The following is a 22,675-nucleotide window of genomic DNA, read 5'->3' on the forward strand; positions in this document are numbered from 1 at the left end:
GCGGGCGCCCGTAGACTCGCCGCATGACCGCCGACGTCCCCGTGCCGCGCGCCGACGCGCCGACGGTCCGGATAGTCGACGAGCCCGAGACGCGCGTCCGCCGCTTCACCGACGTCATCGGGATCGCGGGCACCGCTGTCGGCATCGTGGGCGTGCTGCTGCTGGGCGAGTTCGCGATCGGCACCACCGAGGGCCTCACGCAGGACATCTCCTCGATCTCGCCGTTCCTGCAGCGCCTGCTGGTCGCACCCGTCAACCTGTTCACCGCGATCCTCGCGATCGTGATCCCCGCCGTGATCATCACGGACATGCTGGTGCGACGCGAGCCGCGCCGCATCATCGAGGCGCTGGGCGCGGGCGTGCTGGGCGTGATCGTGACCCTGATCGCGGCGCTCATGCTCTACGGCTGGGGCGGCGAGGCGCTGCAGGCGAGCCTCACCCCTCGCGGCGCCGAGATGCTCCAGCTGCCCGCGTACGTGGGCGCGATCAGCGCGCTGCTCACCGCCGCCGGACGCCGGTCGACGCGCCGCAGCCTGTCGCTGTCGTGGAACATGCTGTGGTTCGGGCTCGCCATCGCGGTGATCTTCGGCGTGGTGACCATCCCCTCCGCGCTGCTCACGGTGCTGCTGGGTCGCCTCGCGGGGCTCGCGCTGCGCTACTGGCTGGGATCGACGGCCGACCGCGCGTACGGCGACAGCCTGGTCGAGGGGTTGCGTCGCGCGGGCTTCCGTGCGCAGTCCCTCGTACGGGCCGACATCGGGCACGATGCGGTGCACCCCGAGCTCGACGCCGTCACCGACGCACTGGCCCGGACGCGCCAGGGGCGCGTGTACGCGATGACCACGGTCGAGGGGCACCACCTGCTGGTGGTCGCGCTCGACGGCGACCAGCAGGCGGCGGGCTTCGTGTCGAAGATGTGGACCTCGCTGCGACTGCGCGGCATCGACACCCGCCCCGACGTGTCGCTGCGCCAGAGCGCGGAGGCCACGGCCCTGGTGTCGCACGCCGCGCGCGTGGCCGGGGTGCGCACGGGGCGCGTACTAGGGATGGGCCAGATCCGCGACACGATGCTCCTGGTCTACCAGCGCCCGCCGGCCGCAAGGCCGCTCGCGGACGTGCCCGCCGCGGAGCTGACCGACGCGGTGCTCGACGCGCTGTGGGCGGAGATCGCGACGGCGCACTCCGCCGGAATCTCGCACCGCCAGCTCAACGCGGACACCATCCTGGTGAGCGAGGACGTCGAGACGGATCCCGCCGTGTGGCTCACGTCCTGGGAGATGGGCGAGGCCGCCACCAGCACGTTCGCGCAGCGGATCGACGTGGCGCAGGTGCTCGCGCTGATCGCGGCGCGGGTGGGCGCGCAGCGTGCGGTGGACTCGGCGTTCCGGGCGCTGGGCGCGGAGCCCGTCGAGCAGGCGGCGCCGCTGCTGCAGACCATCGCGCTGCCGCCGCACACCCGCGCGGCGCTCAAGGAGAGCGAGCACGGCAAGGTGCTCGAGGCGGTGCGCGAGGCGATCCTCGAGCGTTCGCCGGAGGCCGAGGTCGCGAGCGAGAACATCGTGCGCTTCGGCGGCCGCACCGTCCTGACCATCGCGCTCGGCCTCGTGGCCGCGGTGGTGATCCTCGCGAGCTTCAACACCCAGCAGTTCATCGACGCGGTGCAGCAGGCGAACCCGTGGTGGCTGGTGGTCGGCTTCATGTGGGCGCTGCTGACGTTCGTGGGCGCCGCGCTGGCGCTCGTGGCGTTCAGCCCGGTGAAGGTGCCGTTCTCCCGGGTGCTGCTCACGCAGGTGGCGGCGGCGTACATCTCGGTGGCGGTGCCGGCGGGCGTCGGGCCGGCCGCGCTGAACCTGCGCCTGCTCACCAAGCGCAAGGTGCCCACTCCGCTGGCGGTCGCGACCGTGGCGCTGGTGCAGGTGAGCTCCGTGGTGGTCACCGTGCTGGGCCTGGTGGGGCTCACGCTGGCGTCCGGGTCGCAAGGCGCGCTGGCCGCACTGCCCTCGACCGCGGTGGTGATCGCGTTCGGCGTGGTGGTGCTGGTGATCGTGGCCGCGCTGCTGGTGCCGGCCGTGCGCGGGTGGGCGATGAAGCGCGTCATGCCGATGCTGCGTCAGACCTGGCCGCGCCTCACCCAGGTGATGGGCCAGCCGTGGCGCCTCGCGCTCGGCATCGCCGGAAACCTGCTGCTCACCGTCGGGTTCGTGGGCGCCTTCCAGTCCTCGCTGCTGGCGTTCAACCAGCACCTCGCGGTCATCGACGTCGCCGTGCTGTTCTTCGTGGGCAACGCGGTGGGTGCCGCGGTGCCCACGCCTGGCGGTCTGGGCGCGGTCGAGATCGCGCTCACCACCGGGCTCACCGGTGCCGGGCTTCCCTATGCGGTGGCGCTGTCGGCGGTGCTGGTCTATCGCTTGCTGACCTACTGGCTGCGGATCCCCCTGGGGTACGTCGCGATGAAGTACCTGGAGCGCAAGGGCGAGTTGTAGGTTGTTGTCGGTTGTCGCTCAACTTCGGCAATCGGACCCTGGGTGAGCAATCTTGCCTTTCTAGTGCGGCAATATCCAAGGTGCGCACTTTCTCACCGGGGCCGCCGTCGCATCACACCTCGCCTCACGCGCAAGGCCCGCAGACGTCAGCAGGCCGGGCGGGACCGCCCTCGTCGTGGGCATATCGGCGCGCCAATCGGGCCACGGCGAGGCTGCGATGACCCGACGATCGCGCGGCTGGCCGATGCGTCGGCCGGGCGTCAGGCGGTAGGCGTCCACCCCTGGGGGGTGGTGATGAGCAGGCGTGCGCCCGAGGCTGCGGGGTCGACGGCGACCGCGACGAGGGCCTTGGCGACGTTCGCGAACGGCAGCGTGGGAAGCCCCGGCACCTTGGCGACGGTCGCGAGCGGCTGGACCGCGGCCTCAGGCAGCGTCGGGGAGTCCTTGAGGTTCACCGGATACGTGATCGTGTAGTCCAGGCCCGAGGCGACCAGCTGTGCGTCGGCGGCGGCCTTGTCGGCGAAGAACCCCTTGAACACGGTGCGGTAGAGGAGGCGTGCGAAGCCCGAGGCCTTCGGGGCGGTATCGCCCGCGCCGAACGCCGAGACGAGCACCACGCGCTGAACGGCGGCGGTGCGGACCGCGTCGATGATGCTCGGCAGCGCGCGCTGCATGAACGACGCGTCGCGCATGGAACCGGTGATGGCCACGATCACCGCGTCCGCGCCCGCGGCCGCGGAGGCGAGCGCGGCGCTGTCCGAGGCGTCGCCTGCGGCCACGGTCAGGCCGGCGCGGGCCTCGACGGCCTCGGGCCGACGCACGTACGCGACGACCTCGTGCCCGGCGGCGAGCGCCTCGTCCACGGTGCGCGAGCCGACGTTTCCGGTTGCTCCGATGACGACGATCTTCATGTGCTGTGCTCCTGGATCACTAGGTGGCGAGGGGTTGATGGGGCGGCTGATGCCGCGCGGGCTCAGGGCGCGGTGCTCGACTCGAGCACGCTCCGCCATGCGCCCATGCAGGCCTCGAGGGCCTGCTCGGTGCCAACACCCGCGTCGGCGGCGTGACGCGCGGTGAACTCCACGAAGGCGAGCCATGCGCCGAACGACAGTCGACGCTCCGGCGTGTCGGGCGCTCCGGTCGCAGCGATGAGACGGTCGACTTGGACCACGTGGTTCGCGGCAGCGATGCGAGTCACCTCGGGCGAGCCGGCCTCATCGGCGGCATAGAGCTCCCGGATACCGCCGGAGCTCTCGGCGAAGTGGGCGAAGTACGCACGGAGCGCGCGCTCGATGTTCTCCTGCGGCGAGCGGGTCTCGTCCGGGGCGGTCGCGACGAGCAGCCGGTCCGCTTCGCGCTGCAGCACCGCCTCGAGCAGGCTCTGCTTGCCGGGGAAGTAGTGGTAGACGAGCGGACGGGTCACGCCCGCGTCGCGTGCGATCGCGCTCATGGAGGCACCCGCCACACCGTCGCGCGCGAAGTGGCGCGCGGCGACCGCCTCGATCTGCTCGCGCCGCTGGTCGGGCGAGAGGCGCGGCGAAGGCGATCGGTTTGTCACCTGACTAATATACTTCCACTCACACGATCACGCGCACAGACCCCGGGGGAGGACCATGACGACCGTCGCACCGGACACCTCGACGTCCCGCATCGCCTGGAGCACCGTTCAGCCGTGGCTGTCCACCGCGGTCCGCCTCGGCATGGCCGCCAGCCTCATCGCCGCAGCGATGCCCAAGTTGCTGGACATCCCGCAGTCGATCATCGCGGTGCGCGCCTACCGCATCCTCCCCGAGACCGTCGTGCCCCTCGTGGGCACCCTGCAGCCGTTCCTCGAGCTTCTCCTCGCGGCGTTCCTGGTCGCCGGGCTCTTCACCCGCGCCGCGGCCGTGATGTGGCTCGCGATGATGGCCGCGTACACCACGGGCGTCATCTGGGCCTGGGCGCACGGCCTCAGCATCGACTGCGGCTGCTTCGGCGGAGGCGGCGAGGTCGCAGAAGGCACCACCAACTACCCCCTCCACCTGCTCGAACGCGCCGGCTTCATCGCTCTGGGCGCATTCCTCGTCGTGCTGCCCCGCTCGCGCCTGTCGCTTGACGGATGGATGCGGGACGCGTAGGAAGTGCCGACGGCTCCCGCCATTCGCGACCGCACCACCGCACACGCGCCTGATCGCGCCGCGCGTTGCAGCGCGGACACCTGCGCGGCGACCACAGCGGTCGGTGACCGGCAGCCTCCGACACTGACGGAAGAATCCCAAGGTAGACCGCGGTGTCGAGGAATTGCCACGATGTAGCGCACCCGTGCGTGCTTGCCGGTCGTCTCGGTTGTGCGGGCGCACATCGTGGCAACGTGCCAACCTAGGCACCCACGCGACAAGGTCGTCGGGCCAGCCGTTGTTGCGCTCGCTGGGCGTCCAGCGCCGGTCCCGCACCGTGGCGGTGCGGGACCGGCGTGGCGGCCTGATGCCCCCTCTTAGCCGATGTGCTGCTCGAAGAACGCCAGCGTGCGGGTTCGCGCGTCCTCGGCGGCTTCAGGCACGAGCGGGCTGGGCATCCCGGGCATGAACTCCTCCAGATCGAAGGCATGGCCCGCCCCGTCGTAGCGGACCACCTGGGTTTCCGCCGACGCGCCACCCAGAGCCTCTTCGATGGTGTCGAGCTCGCCCTCCGCGAGAAGGAAGTCGTCGGCACCGAAGAGCCCGAGCCACGGCGTCTCGAGCGCGCCGAGCCGGTCCCCGAGAGCCAGGAGTCCCGGATGCTCGCCGTACGCGGGCTCGATGATGCCGTTGGCGTAGTAGCTGGCGGCCGCGGCCACCGAGCCCTCGAGCGCGGCGACCAGGGCCGCGCGACCTCCGAACGAGAATCCCAGCACGCCGATCCGCGAGCCATCGATCCCGAGACCGCGCAGGAATTCCATGGCGCTCGCGATATCGGCCCCCGTCGAGTCGTCGCCCGGCATCGCGAGCGCGAACTCCTCGATGCTCGGGAAGTCGAACGGGTCGATCAGCGCTCCGCCGCGCCGGTGGTGCAGCATCGGTGCCACCGCCGTGTAACCGTGCGCTGCAAGCCGCTCGAGCCACTCCTCGATCTGGGGGGTGTACCCCGGCGCCTGATGGAGGACGATGACGCCCCCGCGGGGCGCACCGTCGGTACGCGCGAACCGCAGCGGCACACCGTTGTGCTCGCCGGTCTCGATTGTCATGTGCAGCCTTTCATGTGGGGAGGGACGCCGGTTCACTCGGTGCCCGGGATCGGGCCGAAGGTCGGGCCCATCCAGATGTAGTTCGGGGGCGCACCGAGGAGATCCCAGCCCACGTTGATCATGTGCGAGTCGTCCACGATGAAGTGCTGGACACCCGCGAGGGCGTCGCGGATCGCCCGCTGCGTGTCGCCGGCGCGCAGGGTGATGCCGCCTCCGCGTCGGTACGCCCATTCGGCGATCTCGCGAGCGACGTCGTGCGCGTGGATGTTCGCCCCCATCAGCATCGATGTCTGCGCGCGCGACAGGCCGCAGCCCTCGCGCAGGGTGTCGTCGATGTCCTGCAGCACCTCGGCGACGAGTGCACGCGCGGCGCGCGCCTTCATCTCGTGCTGCGCGAACTCCATCCGGAAGCGGTCGTTGTCGGCCTGGCGCCTTGCACCCGGTCGCGTCGGGGGCCGGCTCGCGTTCGCCGCTGCGTCGTCGAGCATCCGCCGGGTGATCCCGGTGGCGAAGCCGAGATGCATGAGAGGGATGAGCAGGCCGACACCACCCAACGCCTCGTCGCCGCCGAGGATCGGCGCACCGAGCACCACCGCCTCGTGGTCGGCCGGCACGAAGACGTCGGTGAACGTGAAGTCGACGCTGCCGGTGCCGCGCAGCCCGATGGTGTCCCAGCCACCGCCGTAGCTGATCTCCGAGGTCGGGATCGCGAACATCGCCGGCGGGCCGTCGACCGGCTGGTCGTCCACGATCTTCCGGGCGGGCGTGAAGATGAAGCGGGTGTGCTTCGATCCGCTCGCGTACCGGTACGAGCCGGTGAGCCTCCAGCCGCCTTCCACCGCGACGGCACTCGCCGCACCGTTGCTCACCGCGCCGAACAACGGTTCGCCCGAGTCGATGATCGCGCGCGCGGGCTCGTACTGAAGGTAGTCGATCATGTGGCCGCCGGCGGCGAAGATCGTGTTGACCCAGCCGATCGAGCCGTCGATCTGCGCGACCCGATCGAGGATCGGAAGCGCCTCACCGGGGAAGAGGCCCAGGCCGCCGAGCTCCTTCGGCAGGAACACCCGAGTCACACCGGTCTCGACAAGCAGCTCGATCGCACGGTCGGTGAGCTTCTGCCCCTCCTCGGTTGCCGCGGCCTCCGCCTTGAGCTCGTCCGCGACCGATTCGAGCTTGCGCATGATGGCGGCGATGATGTCCGCGTTGTCGAGGTGCTGCGGGGATTCCGTGGTCAGCGTCATTGCTGAAGCCCTTCTCTCGATGCCCCGACCGGCTCCGGTGCCGACGAGGATGGAACGGCACGGGATTTGCGTGTCAGTTCACACCCGAGTATTGACATATCAGCGCGCTCGGTCAAGCCCCTCCGGCAATTCGGTCCGGACGCGTCGGGGCGCAGGCCCGAGGGCGATCTGCCGGAGGCGGACATGCGACGGGCGACGAGCAGGCGCACCGCCCCGCGTGACCGTGCGCGCGCGACCCGCATGCGGGCACGCGGGCAGGTGCGTCAGAACTGGAAGTCGACGGAATGGCTGGCGAGCGACGTCGACGTGAGCAGCCACTCGGTGACGCGCGCTCGAGACTCGCGGATGAACGCCAGCGCCAGCTCCTCGGCCTCGCCAGGCGTCGCCGAGAGCACCGACGACATGCCGAGGACCTGCATCGCGCTCAGGGTCTCCGACCTCCACACGAGCGTGAAGATGCGCTGCATGTCTCCCGCGAGCCGTCGGTAGAGGTCGGCGAGGAGCACGTTGTCAGCCGCCGCGACGACGACGGTCCATGTCTTGGTGGCGTAGACGACCATCTCCTCGCCGCTCGCGGTCGGGCCCGGCACCTCGAGGGCAGCGATCTCGGCCCGCTGCTCGTCCGTCATCCGCGTCACCGCGAGCCGCAGGATCGGGGGACCCAGGATCTCCCAGGCCTCGAAGAACTGGATGATCCCGCGCAAGGTGATGGGCGCGACCTGGTAGCCGACGCGTGGGATCGGAGTGAGCAGGTTGTCGGCCGTGAGGCGCACGAGCGCGCCGCGCACGGCGGCGAGGCCGAGCTCGTACTTCGCCGCGAGCGCGCGCTCCGTCACCTGCGATCCGGGAGGAAGGGTGCATTCGAGGATCTCGCGGCGGAGGCGGTCGTAGGCGCGATCAACGAGCGAGGTGGTCGGCGGTCGATCGCTCATTCGCCCAGCGTAGGGCAGGCGGCCACCGTCTCCGCGCTCCCCTCGCGCGCCGCGCCGCCGGCGCCCGCAAGCGCTGCCCGGCGCGGCGGCACTCCCCCACATCCGGCCATGGGTCGCTGCCACCCGGCTGCGTCGACGTCAAACATGCAACGTCAATACAGCGTATTGACATCTCAGTCGCTCGATGTCTACTTTCAGGGACTACGAGGCGTCAGCGCGGACCGACCTCACCCCCGAGCCGTCGGATGCGGCCGCGGCGGGCGATCCGAGCCGGGTGCCCCGGGCGGACGGCATCGGCCCTCCGCCACCGAGCGAGCAGGGGAGCGGGACATGGCAGACATCGACGGACGTTGGCACATCGAGGCGATGACACCGATGGGCAAGCAGACATCCGTGCTGGACCTCGCGGTGAGGGGGACATCGGCGACCGGGTCGCTCGCGGGGCCCGACGGCGAGTCGTCCGAGATCCTCGAGGCCAAGGTGGACGGCTCCAAGGTCGAGTTCGGCGTCCAGACCACCAAGCCGATGGCTATGAAGATCAACCTCTCTCTCGACTTCGACGGCGACGCCGTGTCGGGGAAGGTGAAGGCGGGCATCTTCCCGCCCGCACGCGCCACGGGGTGGCGCGTCGTCGACTGAGAAAGTGCGTCGGTTCGCCGACCTGAGATGACGAGGAGGGGGTGCCCCGCGGCGACGCGGAGCACCCCCTCCTTGCCGCTACCGGTAGACGGGGCCCTCGTACACCCGTGCGCCCGCGACCATGCCGTCGCGGAAGGAGTAGACGCCCAGCCCGGCGTGCGGCGGCCGTCGCCAGCTGGTGAACTCGACCACGTACGCGCCTCCCGCACCCGTGACCGTGTTGAACTCGAGCGGCACGCCCCCGTCGCCACCCGAGAGGGCGGTGACGAACACGTCGCGCCCGACGACTCCGATGGGCGAGTGGAACTCGGCGGCCGGATGCACGACCGCCTTGAGCAGCTCCCGATCACCTGTCGTGACGGCCGTGAAGTAACGCTTGAGCTCATCCGGCCATTCGAAATTCTCGGGAGCGAGCACCGGGCGGCGGGGATCGTTGAGCCCGAAGTGCGCCTTGTTGAAGTAGACGCGCGCGCGGAGTTCCGCGTCGGCCTTGTCCCAGACGAACGCCACCGGAACCTCGGCCGGCTCGCCATCGCCGCGGTGGAAGGTGTACTCCCAGATGTCCCGCTCCGCCGATTCCGTCACGGCGACGAGCTCGATCGATGCCCACCCACGTGCGGGCCAGACGGGCGATTCGGCCTCGAACGCGGTCGCGGTGCACCAGCCTGCCGTAGGATCGTCGATCCAGGTCTGCGCGCGCAGGCGCTCGATCAGTTCCGCGAGGGGACGGGCACCGACGTCGGGTAAAGGCGCCGCCCCTCCGGGTGACGGGGGAACGGGCGTCGCCACGCGCGGCCGGTTCATGGGGCTGCTCACGCGAGCCTCGACACGTCTCCGAGGACGTGCCACTCGCGGTTGTGATAGACGAGGGGCGAGGCATCGTCCTCGTCCTCCTGCCACGAATCGATGACATGCACGACGAAGAGCGTCGCCGCGCCCGCGTCCTCCTTCTTGACGACCCTTCCGCGCAGGCGCCTCCGCGGGGCCGTGTAATACGGCTCGCCGGTCGGCAGGATCGCCCACTGGTCCGGATCGGCGAAGCGGTCGACGCCGCTCGTCGCACCCAGGACGGCGATGTCGTGGCTATCCGCGTCGATCAGGTGGATCACCAGGGTCTCGGCGGCAAGGAGAGCCGGCGTGCTGGACGACATCACCGACGCGGAGAAGACGAGCAGGGGCGGCGCGACGCTGATCGAGAACAGTGACGAGGCGGTCATGGCGACCGGCCCGGTGCCCGAGTCCGCGGTGATCACCGCGACTCCCGACGGATGGTTGCGGAAGAGCGCCTTGAGCGCGTCGGGACTCACCCCCGGCTCACCTCCACGCACGACCTGTTCGATTGCCGATGTCGACGGCCTCGTCGACGGGCGGGATTCTCCGATTTGAGTCATCTGCTACGCCTTTGCATCGTCCGTGCGACCTCGTTGTCGCGATTCTGCAATGCCAGAGTAACCCGTTGACCTTTCAACCGCTAGCCCCTGGCGCCAAGGCGTCCGCCAGCGCCGATCCGGTGCACGCCGACTGCGAGCGCGAGGCCGCTCCGGAGGCGCGTGCGACGCACCCCCGGAGCGGCCTCGATCGATGGCGTCAGCGCTGCGACGCCGCCCCCACGGCATCGAGGTCGTCGTCGCCGGAACGTGCCTCGGGGTCGGGCAGGGCATGCTCACGCTCGAGCGCCGCACCCTCGACGTCCACGTCCGGAAGGATGCGGTCGAGCCACGCCGGCAGCCACCACGCGGCCGAGCCGAGCAGGTGCATGATCGCCGGAATCAGCAGGAGCCGCACGACGAACGCGTCGAGCAGCACCCCGAACGCGAGCGCGAACCCCACGGACTTCACCAGGGCCGACTCCGCGAAGATGAAGCCGGAGAAGACCGACACCATGATGAGGGCCGCCGCAACCACGACGCTCCGACCCGCTCGCAGGCCCGTGGCGACGGCTTCACGCGCAGGAGCACCGTGCACGTGCGCCTCGCGCATGCCGGACACCAGGAACAGCTGGTAGTCCATGGCGAGGCCGAACAGCACGCCGACCGCCACGATCGGGATGAACGTCAGCACCGGCCCCGGCTCGTTGATGCCGAAGAGGTCCGCGAGCCACCCCCACTGGAACACCGCGGTCAGGCCGCCGAACATCGCGACGAGGGAGAGGATGAAGCCGAGCGTGGCCGTGAGGGGAACGAGCACCGACCGGAAGACCACGAGCAGGATCAGCAGCGAGAATCCCACCACCACGGCGAGATAGATCGGGAGTGCCGACGCGACCTTGTCGCTGATGTCGATGTTGCCCGACGCATTGCCAGCGACGCCGAAGGTGTCGACCCCCGCCAGCTTCAGGTCACGGATCTCGACCACCAGGGCCTCGGTCGAGACCGCGGTGGGGCCTTCCGTCGGGATCAGCTGGAACGCGAGCAGCGTGCCGTCCTCGGAGGCACCCATCGGCACCACCGCGCGGACGTTGGCCAGCTCCTTGAGCGCGGTGCCGACGCGCACCTGCTCGGCGAGCAGCGCATCGTCCGCGACCACATCGCCCATGTCCGCGACCGTGACGAGCGGACTGTTGAACCCCGGTCCGAACTCGTCGCGGGTGATCGTGTAGGCGCGGTAGCCGTCGGACCCGGCGGGCTCACCGGCGCTCGTATTGAGACCCATGCGCATGTCGAGCGCAGGGATCGCGATCACGACGAGCGTGGCGACGGCACCGACGATGGTCAGCACCGCACGGCGCGTGCTCATCACCTTCGCGGCCGCCCCTCGGCCGCCTCGGCCAGCGCGGTCAGCAGAGCGTGCCGTTCGGGTCGCCTTGGACTTGGGCGTGAGGCGAGCGCCCGCGAGGCCCATGAGGGCCGGCGTGAGCGTCACCGCCATGGCGATGGCGACTGCCACACAGATCGCCCCTACCGTGCCCATCGCACCGAGGAACGAGATGCCGACGAGGTTGAGCGCCAGCAGTGCGGTCACCACGGTGGCTCCGGCGAAGAGCACGGCATTGCCCGATGTGCCGTTGGCCAGTCCGATCGACTCATCGACCTTCATGCCCCCGCGAAGCTGCTTGCGGTGCCGGTTGATGATGAACAACGCATAGTCGATGCCCACCGCGACGCCGAGCATCAGGCCGAGGATGGGCGTCAGCGTCATCATGTCGAGAACGCTCGAGAGGCTGAGCGAGACCATGAGCCCGACGGCGACGCCGAGCAGGGCGACGATGAGCGGGAGGCCCGCCGCCGTGATGGTGCCCAGCATGACGACCAGGACGACCGCCGCCACCAGCAGACCGCCGATCTCACCGGGACCCACGATGCTGGGCATCTCACCGGAGATCTCGCCGGCGGGGATCACCTCGACACCGTCGATCGGGTGCTCGGCAAGGCTGTCCTTGACCGCTTCCTTGAGCTCCTCGGAGATCGTGGTCGCGGCCTCGCTGAACTGGACCGCCGCCATCGCGGTGGCGCCGTCCTCAGAGATCTGCTCCGCGCCGTCCGCCAGCGCCATGAGCGCGACCGCGTTCCCGAGCGACGTGTCCTGGGCGTCGAGCTGGTCGAGCGCGCTCTCCAGCTCGTCCTGCTGCGCGTCGAGGGTGTCGACCGCCTGCTCGAGCGTGCCCGCGTCTGCGAGCGCCTGTCGCTGGCTCTCGATCTGCGCGAGCCCCGACTCGATGTCGGCGCGTGCGGCCGCGATCTCCTCGCGGCCGCGGGCGACCTGCTCCCGCTGCGCGTCGAGCTCGCTCGCGGTCGCGAACGGATCCACGGTGCCGGTGACGCCGTCGACCTCCGACAGCGCCGCGAGCGTCGCACCGACCTCGGCCTGCTGAGCTGCGGTGAACGGCTCACCGTCGACGGTCTGGAAGAGGACGGTGCTGGCGCCGGCGCCGGCGTCGGGGAAGCCCTCGGCGATCTGCTCGCCGACCTTCTCGGTCGGGGTGCCGGGGATGGTGATCGCCGTCGACAGCGTGCCGCCGTAGAGCAGGAATGCGCCGACCGCGAGGGCGAGCGCCGCGAGCCAGGCGCCGATCACGCGCCAAGGATGTCTGGCCGACGAGATGCCGAGCCGGTAGAGCAGTGATGCCACGGGGTTGTCCTTTCACAGACGTCGGGGAACGGGGTCACAAGAGGTTCGAGGGGTGTGCGCGGATGCCGGCGTGCGGCGCCACGGGCAAGGTCGCGCACGCGGGCCGACAAGCGGGAATGCACTGGACCACACGACATGCGCGGCCGGGCACGCGCGGGTCATGGGAGCAGGAGCGTCTTCCCCGGTTCACGGGCCACGTGCACATCGCGCGCATCGGCGAGCGGCCGGGCGCCCGCGACGTGCAGCCGGAGGCGACCGGCATCGACCGCCGCCACCAGCTTCCGGAGAACCTCGCGAGAAGGATGCGCGGCCATCCGTACCGCGGCGATCCGCTCGTCGCGCGCCTCGATGTCGGTCGTTGCCGTCACCAGGCGGCCCGAGGTGCGCACGAGGGGGGCAAGCTCGGTGGCAGGCGTGGGAGCGAGATTGACGACGAGGTCGTACGCGGCCGGTTCTGCCTGGCCCACCGTCATGGCCGTGTAGTCGAAGACCTGCACGGCGCCGTAGCCGCGCACTCGGTCCACGCTCATCGGGCCCGCAAAACCGTCGACCATCGCGCCGGCGGCGAATGCGAGCTGAACGGCCAGGCCTCCGACCACGCTGCCGGCACCGTTCACCAGCACTCGCTGCCGACCGGCGAGGCGGCCGTGCTCGAACAGGGCCTGCCACGCCGTGGTGCCGGCGGAGGGCAGCGCGGCTGCCTCGATGAGCGGGACCGTCGTCGGCGCGTGCGCAAGAAGCGCGACAGGCACGGCGACGTAGTCCGCAGCGGCGCCCGCCAAGTTCGGCGGGACGAACGCCACCACGGGGTCTCCGTGCGCGAAGTCGGGTCCGGCGTCGCCGACGATCGTTCCCGCCAGATCCATCCCCATCGTGTGCGGGAGGTCCAAGGGCAGCATCGTCGCGAAGGCGCCGGAACGCAGGGAGATGTCCGCCGGATTGAACGACGTCGCCGCAACCCTGACGAGGGCTTCCCCGGCCGCGGGTCGCGGTCGGGGGATCTGGTCGATCCGAAGCACCTCCGGACCTCCGTACGCATGGATGCGCAGCGCCTTCATGTCGCTCCTCCCGATTCGTGACGTGGTCCGTGGACACGGGTCGCTCGGTACCACGCGGACGACGGCGGTGATGCGCGCAGCACCGGCTCGTCGTGACGTCCCCATAGCCGGCACCCATCCACATAAACGGAGGACATATCTCCGTTTAATCTGGGACCTTAGCACCAAAGCGGAGTGAACGCATCCGCTTCGCGCCCTACGATGGGCCGATGAGCACTTCGGCCTCGCCGCAGAACCGCCGTCTTCGCGCCGACGCCGAGCGCAACCGTCAGCGTCTGCTGGTCGCGGCGCGCGAAGTATTCGCGACTCGTGGGCTCGACGTCGCCCTTGACGACGTCGCCCGCCAGGCAGGCGTCGGGGTCGGCACGGTCTATCGTCGATTCGCGAACCGAGAGGAGCTCGTCGAGGCGGTGCTGGACGAGGGCGTGCGGCACGTCGCCCGGATCGCCGAGGACGCGCTCGCCGAGGACGACGCCTGGACCGCTTTCGAGCGATTCTTCCTCGAGGCCACCGGGGTGCTCGCGGAGGATCGCGGACTACGCGAGATCCTGCTCCTCGGCGGGCATGGCACCGGAGCCGCCCTGGAAACCGCGCAGGAGCTGCTGACCCCTCGGGTCGACGCCTTGATCGCGCGTGCCCAGCGCTCCGGGCAGCTGCGCGAGGATCTCGATCCCGTGGACTTTCCCATGATCCAGCTGATGCTCGGCGCCGCATCGGAACGGAGCCGTGACGTCGCCCCTGGCCAGTGGCGACGCTATGCCACGCTCCTCCTCGACGGACTACGTGCGCGACGCGACCAGCCGACCGCACTCACCACGCCAGCGCTCACGGGCCCCGAGTTCTACCGCAGCATGACCGGCTCACACAGGGAACCGACGCAATAGCGGCACGGCATCCGGCGGCCGGGACGTGCGCGATGCCGACGGTTCGCGGCTGCCCGGCGTGGAAGCCCTCGGCGACCTCGCGCGGCTACGCGTCGTCTCGAGCCGGGAGCACATCGCGCACATGGGCCTCGAGATCCGCGCCCACATCGACCGACGACTGATAGAGCCACTGGATCTGGAGCCCGTCCCACAGCGCCACCAGCCACAGAGCCTCATGGTGGGGGTCCCGGTCCGATGGGAGGTCGCCGTCCTCGGCAGCGGCCCGAAACGCGGACTCAAGCGTCGCGACCGCCCTCGCATACCTGTCGGCGAAGTAGTCGTGCGCCGCATGCCGGTCCGGGATCGCCTCGCAGGCGAGCACGGTGTACAGCTCCACCAGGCCGCGCGCATGCGCGGAGTTCTGTCGCGCACCCTCCGCGATCGACATGAGGCCCTCGCGTGCGTTCATGTGCGATGTCCGCCCCACGTCGACCACGTTGCGGTGATCACGCTCGAGGAGCACCGCTCGCAGCAGCTCCTCCTTGCTCGCGAAATGGTGGAGCAACGCGGACTTCGTGATGCCCACGCTCTCGGCCAGCGCGCGCAACGACGTGGCGTCGTATCCGGCCTGGCTGAAGAGGACGATCGCACGATCGAGGATCTGCTGGCGCCGCACGCGTCCCACGGCGTAACCGGCCCGGACCTGCCCTCCAGTGTCCCGAGGAGGCGCGAAGTCGAACGACACCGGCGAGCGACGAGGTTGCCGCGGCGGGAATCCCGCGCCGTGGGCACCGTACGCGGCGCGCATCGTCTCGCGGCGCGTGCGCAACGCTGCCGGGATGTCGACGTCCTCGCCCAGGTACGCACGCATGATCCGGAGCCCGTCGCGCGCCGCGATGAGCTCCCGCGCGGCCGCGCCCGGATCCCTCCCCGCGCCGAAGCCCCCGGCCTGTGCCGAGGCGATGAGCCGGTCCCGTAGATCTGCGACGTCGGCGGCGTAGCGATCGCGCATCTGTTCATGGAGCGGATGGCCCACCGATGTCGCCTCGCCCGCGATCGCCACGAGGAGCGAGTCGCGCGCGGTCGCCGCCGGGTCGTCGACCCACGATTCGCCCCCGCCCTCGCCTACGGCCCCCGCACCCGCGGCCTCGAGATGGTGCGCGAGCACCGCCTCGAGAAGCTGGTCCTTCGAAGGGAAGTGCCGCAGAAGACCCGGTTGGCTCAGATCCGCCGCTGCCGCGACGTCGCGAAGCGAGACCGCACGATCACCGCGCTCGGAGTAGAGGCGCGACGCCGCAGCGACGATGCGGGCGCGTGTCGCCGCACCCCTCGCGGAACGCGGTCGTCGGCCTACGCCCACCGCCTGCACGTCCACCCCCTTGCCCGCACCCGATGGGCGCGGCTCTCGCGCCGGGCTCTCGATGTTATCGATCGGCCCGTGTTGACACTGTACCCGGCCCGCTCAGCAGGCATCGGCAGCGGTAGATCGACGCCGGCACACCTCACCTTGCGGTTATCAGGTGGTCTGTTTATAGTTTTCATGCGGTCGGTATTGGTCGCATCGCGGGCAACGTGGCTCGCGATCCACGAGGCGGCACCGTGGCCGCCTCCCGCGAAAGGAAGTTCGATGACAGAGTTGTCACCCACCGCCCCGGTCGTCGGCGACGATGCCGCGGTTGCGATCCCGCACTCGACGCCGCCTCGTGCCGCTCGGGGCTACGCGCCCGGGCTCGCCTCCGTGACGTTCGCGATGATGCTGGTGCTGCTCACACCCGTGATGGTCACCATGGCCTTCAAGATGCAGCACATCTCGTCCACCACCGAGGAAGCGACGGCCAACCTCGGTCTCGTGCTGGGTGTCGGCGCGCTCTTCGCCTTGGTCGCCAATCCGCTCGCGGGTCGGCTCTCGGACCGCACCACCTCGCGGTGGGGCATGCGGCGGCCCTGGATCCTCGGCGGCGCGATCGTCGGGCTCGGCGCGTCCGCGCTGATCGGCGCGGCAACCTCCGTGTGGGTCGTGCTCGTCGCATGGTGCCTGCTCCAAGCGTCGATGAACGCCGTGCTCGCCGCGGCTAACGCGACGCTGCCCGACCAGGTCCCGGCCGAGTCGCGCGGCAAGGTCTCTGGAATCGTCGGCATCATGACACCGCTTGCGGTCCTCGCGGGAACCTCCCTCACCAACTTCATCGCGGACGACCTGGTGCGGTTCGTCGTCCCCGCCCTGGTCGGGACCATCCTTGCCGTGCTGTTCGCCCTGGTCTTGAAGGATCGTCGCCTGACCGAGCGCCCCACGCAGCGTTTCACGGTGGGCCAGTTCTTCGGCTCCTTCGTCTTCAACCCCGTCAAGCACCCTGACTTCGGATGGACCTGGCTGACCAAGTTCCTCATCATGTTCGGGTATGCGGGGGTGGCGACCTTCCTGCCGTTCTACCTCGTGGACCGGTTCGGCCTCGACGAGCAGGCCGCGATCTCGACCATCCTGATGGCGAACCTCGCGGGTATGGCGGCCATGGTCGTCTCGAGCCCTCTGGGCGGCCTGCTCAGCGACCGTACGGGCAAGCGGCGCATCTTCGTCACCGCGGCCGGCATCATCATGGTCGTGGGCCTGGTCATCCTCGCGTTCGCGCCCACCGTCGGCGTGCTCATCGCCGCGCAGGCGATCATCGGCTTCGGCGCGGGCTCGTTCTTCTCGGTCGACCTCGCCCTCGCCACCCAAGTGCTCCCCAACCCCCAGGACACGGCCAAGGATCTGGGCGTGCTCAACATGGCCAACGCACTGCCTCAGTCGATCGCGCCCGCGATCGCACCCGCGATCATCGCCTTCGGCGCGACCACCGCGCTCGGCGGCTACACCACCTGGTACCTCTTCGGCGCGCTGATCGCGCTCGCCGGCGCGGTGCTCGTCTACCGAATCAAGGGAGTCGCATGATGACCAACAACGAGATCTCACCCGAGCAAGCCGACCGGCCCTGGCTCGACGGCACGCTGAGCGTGGATGCGCGTGTCGACCTCCTGCTCGACGCGATGATGCTCGAGGAGAAGGCCGGGCTGCTCTTCCACACCATGCTTCCGGTCGGCGACCTCGACGAGGTCAACCCGATGATGCCCCTGCCGACCGGGCGTCAGCTCGTCGTCGAGCGGCACATGTCGCACTTCAACGTCCTCGGGGCGGCGCCGACCGGCCGAGACATGGCAGCGTGGCACAACGCGCTCCAGCGGTTGGCGGCATCGACGCGCCTGGGCATTCCGGTGACGCTCTCGAGCGATCCGCGGCATTCGTTCAGCGACAACCCGGGCGCCGCGATCGCAGCAGGACCGTTCTCCCAGTGGCCGGAGGCGCTCGGCCTCGCGGCCATCGGCGACGAGGACACGGTCGAGCAGTTCGCCGCGATCGCACGCCAGGAGTACACCGCGGTGGGCCTCCGCGTCGCCCTCCACCCCCAGGTCGATCTCGCCACCGAGCCCCGCTGGGCACGCCAGGTGGCGACATTCGGCGAGGACGTCGAGCTCGCATCGCGCCTCGGCGCCGCGTACATCAAGGGCTTCCAGGGCACGACGTTCGGGCCGGGCTCGGTCGCGACGATGACGAAGCACTTCCCCGGCGGGGGTCCTCAGAAGGACGGCGAGGACCCGCACTTCGCGTACGGTCGCGAGCAGGTCTACCCCGGCGGGCAGTTCGAGCTGCACCTCAAGCCGTTCGAGGCAGCCTTCGAGGCCGGAACACGGCAGGTGATGCCGTACTACGGCATGCCCGTCGGCACCGAGTACGAAGAGGTGGGCTTCGGCTTCAACAAGTCGGTCATCACCGGGCTCCTGCGCGAGCGCTACGGATTCGACGGGCTCGTCTGCACCGACTGGGGAATCATCAGTGACGCGGTGGTCTTCGGCGATCCCCACCCGGCGCGAGCCTGGGGAGTCGAGCACCTCACGCCATCCGAGCGCATCGCGAAGGTCCTGGATGCAGGCGCCGACCAGTTCGGCGGCGAGGCCTGCCCCGAGCTGCTGATCGACCTGGTGTCTTCGGGCGCGGTCACTGAGACCCGACTCGACGAGTCCGCCAGGAGGATCCTGCGCGAGAAGTTCGAGCTCGGACTCTTCGAGAACCCATACGTCGACGAGGACGTCGCCGACGAGATCGTCGGCAGCGCCGAGTTCCGCGCGGCAGGTGAGGCCGCGCAGCGCGCATCCATCACCGTCCTGACCAACGGGCGACCTGCCGACGGCGGCGCACCTGCGCTCCCGCTTCCCCGCGGCCTTCGAATCTACGTCGAGGGGATCGCGCCCGAGACTGCGGCGCTCTACGGCGAGGTGGTGGAGCGGCCAGAGCACGCCGAGCTCTCGATCATCCGCCTGCAGGCACCGTATGAGGCGCGTTCGACCGTGTTCGAGAGCTTCTTCCACGCCGGTTCGCTCGAGTTCCCCGAGGACGTGATCTCGCACGTCCGGTCCATCGCAGCGACCGTCCCGACTGTCGTCGACGTCTTCGTCGATCGTCCGGCGATCCTCGAGCCGATCGCGGAGGTCGCGGCGGCGCTCACCGTCAACTGGGGCGCGAGCGCGCACGCGCTGCTCGATGTGCTGACGGGCGCGTGCGCGACAGCGGGACGCCTCCCGTTCGACCTGCCCCGCTCCATGGACGCTGTTGCGCAGTCGCGTCCCGACGTGCCGTTCGATACCGCCGATCCGCTGTTCCGGTGCGGTCACGGGCTCGTGCTCGCGCGGGCCTGATCGGCAGTCGCGATGAACGCCTGGGCGGAGGGCAAGGGAGTCTCCTCCGCCCAGGCGAAAATCACCGGCCGCGCGACCACCAGCGGCGCGCACGGACACGCATGCCTGCACGGCGGCGCTTTCCCGACATCGCAACGCTTCCGTCGAGGGTCCGGTCTGCGTCGAACCTGACCCTAGGCCTCGGCGCCACGCACGCTGTGGGCTCTCGACGGAGCCGAGACCGCGATCCGCTCGACCGCGCGCACCACCTCGGCCGGGTCACGAGGTTCCGCATCCAGCGCGCGATGGATGGTGAGGCCCTCGATGAGCGCGTCGAGCTGCCGCGCAGTCTCGGGATCGAAGTGCCGCTCGAGCGCCGCGCGACTGCGTGCCATCCAAGCGGAGGTGATGGTCCGGTACTCGGGGCGACGAGCAGCAAGGGTGTAGAGCTCGTGGGTGAGCACCAGGTCGCGAGCGCTGCCGAACACGTCCTCGATGACGATCGCGACGACCGCCGCCCGGGCCGAGGCCAGGTCGGTGGCCGTCGCCATGCGCCCTGCGAACTGCTGGCTGACACCCATGGCGAAACGGGTGAACGCCTCGCGCAGGAGATCGTCCATGCCGGCGAAGTAGTAGGTCATCGAGCCGAGTGGCACGCCAGCCGCCTCGGCGACCTTGCGATGGGTCGTCCCCGCGACGCCGACCTCGGCGATCACGCCGAGGCACGCGTCGATGATGCGGTCACGCCGGTCCGGATCGTTCCGCCGCCCCAAGCGCGTGCCGGGCGGCGCCGCCTCATGCGCCATCGGCATCGCCGATCGTGCGAACGACGCGCGCGGGGTTGCCGACCGCGATGACGTTCGCGGGAATGTCCTTGGTGACCACCGACCCCGCACCGATGACGCTGTTGTCCCCGATGGTGACGCCGGGGCAGACGATCACACCACCGCCAAGCCACACATTGTCGCCGATGGTGATGGGCTTCGCGGCCTCGAGCTTGTCGCGTCGCGGCTGGGGGTCGATGGGGTGCGTGGGGGTGAGCAGCTGGACGTTCGGACCGATCTGGCAGTCCTCGCCGATGGTGATCGCGGCGACATCGAGCGCGCAGAGGTTGTAGTTGATGAAGGTCCGCGCGCCGATGTGGATGTTCTCCCCGTAGTCGACGAACAGCGGCGCGTTGACGTGCGCGTCCTCACCGAGGGTGCCGAGAAGGTCGCCCAACACCTCGCGCGCGCCGGGATCACCGGCGACGGACGCCCGGTGGTAGGCATCGGCAAGCTGGACGCCGCGCTGGTGGAGCCGAGCGTTCTCAGGGTCGTCGGCGATGTAGAGATCTCCGTCGAGCATGCGCTCTCGATTCGTACGGGGGTCGCCCGCGAAGTAGTCCGCCATCGCACCACCGTAGCATTTAATGTGTACAAACGTACTCATTTGCCGGTACGGTGGTGGCCGCTACGCCTCGCCTCACGCCCTCCCGGAAGTCACACTCACACCATGTACGCACTCCTGCTCTCGATCATCTACGTCGCCTTCGTCAGCCTCGGCCTGCCCGACTCGCTGATCGGGGCGGGCTGGCCCGTCATGCACGGCGATCTGGGCGTACCCGTGGGCTTCGCGGGCATCCTGACGATGATCATCGCGGCCGGCACCATCGTGTCGAGCCTGCTGTCCGAGAGGCTCACGCACCGGTTCGGGGTTGGCCTCATCACCGCGATCAGCGTCGGCATGACCGCGGCGGCCATGTTCGGATTCTCGGTGTCGGGCGAGTTCTGGATGCTCTGCCTGTGGGCGATCCCGTACGGCCTCGGCGCGGGCGCGGTCGACGCAGCACTCAACAACTACGTGGCATTGCACTACGCGGCGAAGCACATGAACTGGCTCCACAGCTGCTGGGGAGTCGGCGCCTCGATCAGCCCGTTCATCATGAGCTACGCCCTCGGCGCGAATCTTGGCTGGTCCGGCGCCTACCGCACCGTCGGCATCATTCAGGCCACCCTCACGATCCTGCTGCTCCTCAGCGTCACCCTCTGGACGCGCGTCAATCCCACCCGCCGCGACAGCGAGCCCACAGCCGCCACCGACGACGCGACCCCGCGCAAGCACGTCCCCCTGGGCACGGCATTGCGCATCCCCGGGGTGCCGCTGATCCTCGGCGCCTTCTTTGCCTACTGCGCAGTCGAGTCCACCGCGATCCTGTGGGCGTCCACCTATCTGGTCACCGATCGCGGCGTGGACGCCGCGACCGCCGCCGCGTTCGCCTCGCTCTTCCTCCTGGGCATCACCGGGGGACGGTTCCTGGCCGGATTCGTCGCCGACCGGATCGGCGACCGCCTGCTCATCCGCGGCGGCTTCATCACCGTCGCGGTGGGCGTCGCGCTGATCGCGCTGCCGCTCCCCACGGACGTGTTCGCCCTGGCAGGCCTGGTTCTCGCCGGGCTCGGCAGCGCCCCCATCTATCCGGCGATCATCCACTCCACGCCGGTGAACTTCGGACGCCGCAACTCGCAGGCGATCATCGGCATCCAGATGGCGGCCGCGTACACCGGCTCGACCCTGGCGCCTCCGGTGTTCGGCGCCCTGTCGTCGTGGGTCGGCATGTGGACCTTCCCGCTCTTCCTCGCCGGCCTCGTGGCGTTGGGCCTGGTCATGTCCGAGCGCCTCAACCGCCGCATCGCGGCCGGGAGCGCCGCTGTCGAGGCCGACGCCACGTCACCCGCCTGACGCGAACCTCCACGCTCGCAGGGTGACCCGACCCCCGCATCGTCCCGTCAGCGCAACCCGTCCCATTCGGGCCCACCGAACAGGGTGCGCGCGGCGCGCCCCCACAGGTCCGCCATGGACTCGTCCGGGTCGGTGAGCGACTGCAGCTCGACGCCGTCCATCTCGCAGAAGGCGGTGCGCAGCAGGTCGTCGAACGCCGCGGGATCCTCGAAGCGAGGGGGCAACCGCCACTGCACCGTCCTCATCGCCTCGAGCAGCCGCTGGTGGCGGCGCGCGTAATACGCGTGGGCGGGATGCGAAGGGTCGTGCGCCTCCACGGCGAGCCGCACGAACAGCGTGACGAGCTCGGGCCGCGCGACGTTCTCGGCGATGGTGGTCGCCAGGAAGGCGGGCAGGCTGAGGCGCCCCTCCGCATCGGGGGCTCCTGCGGCGCGCAGGCGCGCCGCGATCGAGGCGTCGTCCGCGAAGTCGTCGTAGTAGGTCTCGATGATCAGGGCGAGCAGGTCGTCCCTGCTGCGCACGTGGTGGTTGAGGCCGGGGAGGGTGAGCCCGACCGCGTCGGCGACCGTCTGCATCGACACGCCGTACGACCCGTAGCGGGCGACCAGCTCCGCGCCCTTCTCGGCGATCTGCCGTCGCCGCGCGTCGACGGACATGCGCGTGCGCGTGTGGATCGGCGTCGTCGAGGTCACGCGCACATTGTGGCACGCGCGCACGTCGCGGCTCGCGAAAGAATTTGACACCTGTCTATGGGTTAC

Annotated in this window: 20 protein-coding genes and 1 pseudogene; 7 read left to right on the forward strand and 14 right to left on the reverse strand. The window is 70.1% G+C overall.

The annotated features are described in order from the left end of the window. Positions 1 to 23 precede the first annotated feature (23 nt). Complete coding sequence (locus AOM01_RS05520) at positions 24 to 2,483, forward strand: lysylphosphatidylglycerol synthase transmembrane domain-containing protein (RefSeq protein ID WP_062290214.1); 2,460 nt, start codon at positions 24 to 26, stop codon at positions 2,481 to 2,483. Between the two features lie 260 nt (positions 2,484 to 2,743). On the opposite strand, the gene AOM01_RS05525 is transcribed toward AOM01_RS05520, so the two are convergent. Together AOM01_RS05525 and AOM01_RS05530 are read right to left on the reverse strand one after the other, a co-directional pair. Then, on the reverse strand, positions 2,744 to 3,394 hold the full coding sequence (locus AOM01_RS05525) for an NAD(P)-dependent oxidoreductase (RefSeq protein WP_062290217.1): 651 nt from the start codon (positions 3,392 to 3,394) through the stop codon (positions 2,744 to 2,746). Positions 3,395 to 3,456: 62 nt separating this feature from the next. After that, positions 3,457 to 4,041, reverse strand: a complete 585-nt coding sequence (locus AOM01_RS05530; RefSeq protein WP_062290219.1) for a TetR/AcrR family transcriptional regulator — start codon at positions 4,039 to 4,041, stop codon at positions 3,457 to 3,459. Between the two features lie 55 nt (positions 4,042 to 4,096). Between AOM01_RS05530 and AOM01_RS05535 the strand changes: the two genes are divergently transcribed. After that, positions 4,097 to 4,600 (forward strand): MauE/DoxX family redox-associated membrane protein, encoded by a 504-nt coding sequence (locus tag AOM01_RS05535; RefSeq protein WP_062290222.1) that lies wholly within the window; start codon positions 4,097 to 4,099, stop codon positions 4,598 to 4,600. Positions 4,601 to 4,956: 356 nt separating this feature from the next. Here the strand turns inward: AOM01_RS05535 and AOM01_RS05540 are convergent, their stop codons facing one another. The 3 genes from AOM01_RS05540 to AOM01_RS05550 form a co-directional block, all read right to left on the reverse strand. Continuing rightward, positions 4,957 to 5,685, reverse strand: a complete 729-nt coding sequence (locus AOM01_RS05540; RefSeq protein ID WP_062290224.1) for a dienelactone hydrolase family protein — start codon at positions 5,683 to 5,685, stop codon at positions 4,957 to 4,959. Between the two features lie 32 nt (positions 5,686 to 5,717). Further along, complete coding sequence (locus AOM01_RS05545) at positions 5,718 to 6,929, reverse strand: acyl-CoA dehydrogenase family protein (protein WP_062290227.1); 1,212 nt, start codon at positions 6,927 to 6,929, stop codon at positions 5,718 to 5,720. A gap of 263 nt (positions 6,930 to 7,192) precedes the next feature. Beyond that, complete coding sequence (locus tag AOM01_RS05550; protein ID WP_062290230.1) at positions 7,193 to 7,861, reverse strand: GntR family transcriptional regulator; 669 nt, start codon at positions 7,859 to 7,861, stop codon at positions 7,193 to 7,195. A 330-nt stretch (positions 7,862 to 8,191) separates the two neighbouring features. On the opposite strand from AOM01_RS05550, the gene AOM01_RS05555 reads away from it, so the two are divergent. Continuing rightward, the gene (locus tag AOM01_RS05555) at positions 8,192 to 8,500 is read left to right on the forward strand and encodes a hypothetical protein (protein ID WP_062290233.1); all 309 of its coding nucleotides are present in this window, start codon (positions 8,192 to 8,194) and stop codon (positions 8,498 to 8,500) included. Positions 8,501 to 8,578: 78 nt separating this feature from the next. On the opposite strand, the gene AOM01_RS05560 is transcribed toward AOM01_RS05555, so the two are convergent. The 4 genes from AOM01_RS05560 to AOM01_RS05575 form a co-directional block, all read right to left on the reverse strand. Next, a complete protein-coding gene (locus AOM01_RS05560; protein ID WP_156155851.1) occupies positions 8,579 to 9,316 on the reverse strand; it encodes a nuclear transport factor 2 family protein in 738 nt (245 codons plus the stop codon). Beyond that, entirely contained in the window at positions 9,313 to 9,807 is a 495-nt protein-coding gene (locus AOM01_RS05565; protein ID WP_062290240.1) for a flavin reductase family protein, read from the reverse strand. The genes AOM01_RS05560 and AOM01_RS05565 overlap by 4 nt, the downstream gene beginning before the upstream one ends. 280 nt (positions 9,808 to 10,087) lie before the next feature. Beyond that, positions 10,088 to 12,568, reverse strand: coding sequence for an MMPL family transporter (locus AOM01_RS05570; RefSeq protein ID WP_062290241.1), 2,481 nt, complete (start codon positions 12,566 to 12,568; stop codon positions 10,088 to 10,090). 158 nt (positions 12,569 to 12,726) lie between these two features. Further along, on the reverse strand, positions 12,727 to 13,626 hold the full coding sequence (locus AOM01_RS05575; protein WP_062290245.1) for an NADP-dependent oxidoreductase: 900 nt from the start codon (positions 13,624 to 13,626) through the stop codon (positions 12,727 to 12,729). Positions 13,627 to 13,835: 209 nt separating this feature from the next. On the opposite strand from AOM01_RS05575, the gene AOM01_RS05580 reads away from it, so the two are divergent. Beyond that, complete coding sequence (locus AOM01_RS05580; RefSeq protein WP_062290248.1) at positions 13,836 to 14,510, forward strand: TetR/AcrR family transcriptional regulator; 675 nt, start codon at positions 13,836 to 13,838, stop codon at positions 14,508 to 14,510. An 85-nt stretch (positions 14,511 to 14,595) separates the two neighbouring features. Here the strand turns inward: AOM01_RS05580 and AOM01_RS05585 are convergent, their stop codons facing one another. Beyond that, the gene (locus tag AOM01_RS05585) at positions 14,596 to 15,501 is read right to left on the reverse strand and encodes a TetR/AcrR family transcriptional regulator (protein ID WP_156155852.1); all 906 of its coding nucleotides are present in this window, start codon (positions 15,499 to 15,501) and stop codon (positions 14,596 to 14,598) included. A gap of 213 nt (positions 15,502 to 15,714) precedes the next feature. Continuing rightward, a pseudogene (locus tag AOM01_RS14815) lies at positions 15,715 to 15,864 on the reverse strand (TetR/AcrR family transcriptional regulator); the annotation flags it as partial. A 252-nt stretch (positions 15,865 to 16,116) separates the two neighbouring features. On the opposite strand from AOM01_RS14815, the gene AOM01_RS05590 reads away from it, so the two are divergent. Both AOM01_RS05590 and AOM01_RS05595 read left to right on the forward strand, forming a co-directional pair. Further along, the gene (locus AOM01_RS05590; RefSeq protein WP_062290254.1) at positions 16,117 to 17,418 is read left to right on the forward strand and encodes an MFS transporter; all 1,302 of its coding nucleotides are present in this window, start codon (positions 16,117 to 16,119) and stop codon (positions 17,416 to 17,418) included. Further along, positions 17,418 to 19,217: a glycoside hydrolase family 3 protein gene (locus tag AOM01_RS05595; protein ID WP_062290257.1), complete on the forward strand. Its 1,800-nt coding sequence runs from the start codon at positions 17,418 to 17,420 to the stop codon at positions 19,215 to 19,217. The genes AOM01_RS05590 and AOM01_RS05595 overlap by 1 nt, the downstream gene beginning before the upstream one ends. Positions 19,218 to 19,390: 173 nt before the next feature. On the opposite strand, the gene AOM01_RS05600 is transcribed toward AOM01_RS05595, so the two are convergent. Together AOM01_RS05600 and AOM01_RS05605 are read right to left on the reverse strand one after the other, a co-directional pair. After that, entirely contained in the window at positions 19,391 to 20,002 is a 612-nt protein-coding gene (locus tag AOM01_RS05600; RefSeq protein WP_062290953.1) for a TetR/AcrR family transcriptional regulator, read from the reverse strand. Further along, positions 19,992 to 20,588 carry a sugar O-acetyltransferase gene (locus tag AOM01_RS05605; RefSeq protein ID WP_156155853.1) on the reverse strand — a complete coding sequence of 199 codons (597 nt, stop codon included), beginning with the start codon at positions 20,586 to 20,588 and terminating at the stop codon, positions 19,992 to 19,994. Before AOM01_RS05605 ends, AOM01_RS05600 begins: the two co-directional genes overlap by 11 nt. A 102-nt stretch (positions 20,589 to 20,690) precedes the next feature. On the opposite strand from AOM01_RS05605, the gene AOM01_RS05610 reads away from it, so the two are divergent. Beyond that, positions 20,691 to 21,917: an MFS transporter gene (locus AOM01_RS05610; protein WP_062290263.1), complete on the forward strand. Its 1,227-nt coding sequence runs from the start codon at positions 20,691 to 20,693 to the stop codon at positions 21,915 to 21,917. A 47-nt stretch (positions 21,918 to 21,964) separates the two neighbouring features. Here the strand turns inward: AOM01_RS05610 and AOM01_RS05615 are convergent, their stop codons facing one another. Continuing rightward, a complete protein-coding gene (locus AOM01_RS05615; protein ID WP_156155854.1) occupies positions 21,965 to 22,609 on the reverse strand; it encodes a TetR/AcrR family transcriptional regulator in 645 nt (214 codons plus the stop codon). Positions 22,610 to 22,675: the final 66 nt, after the last annotated feature.

The organism is Demequina phytophila, from assembly GCF_000971135.1.
In the GTDB taxonomy this organism is placed as follows: Bacteria; Actinomycetota; Actinomycetes; order Actinomycetales; family Demequinaceae; genus Demequina; species Demequina phytophila.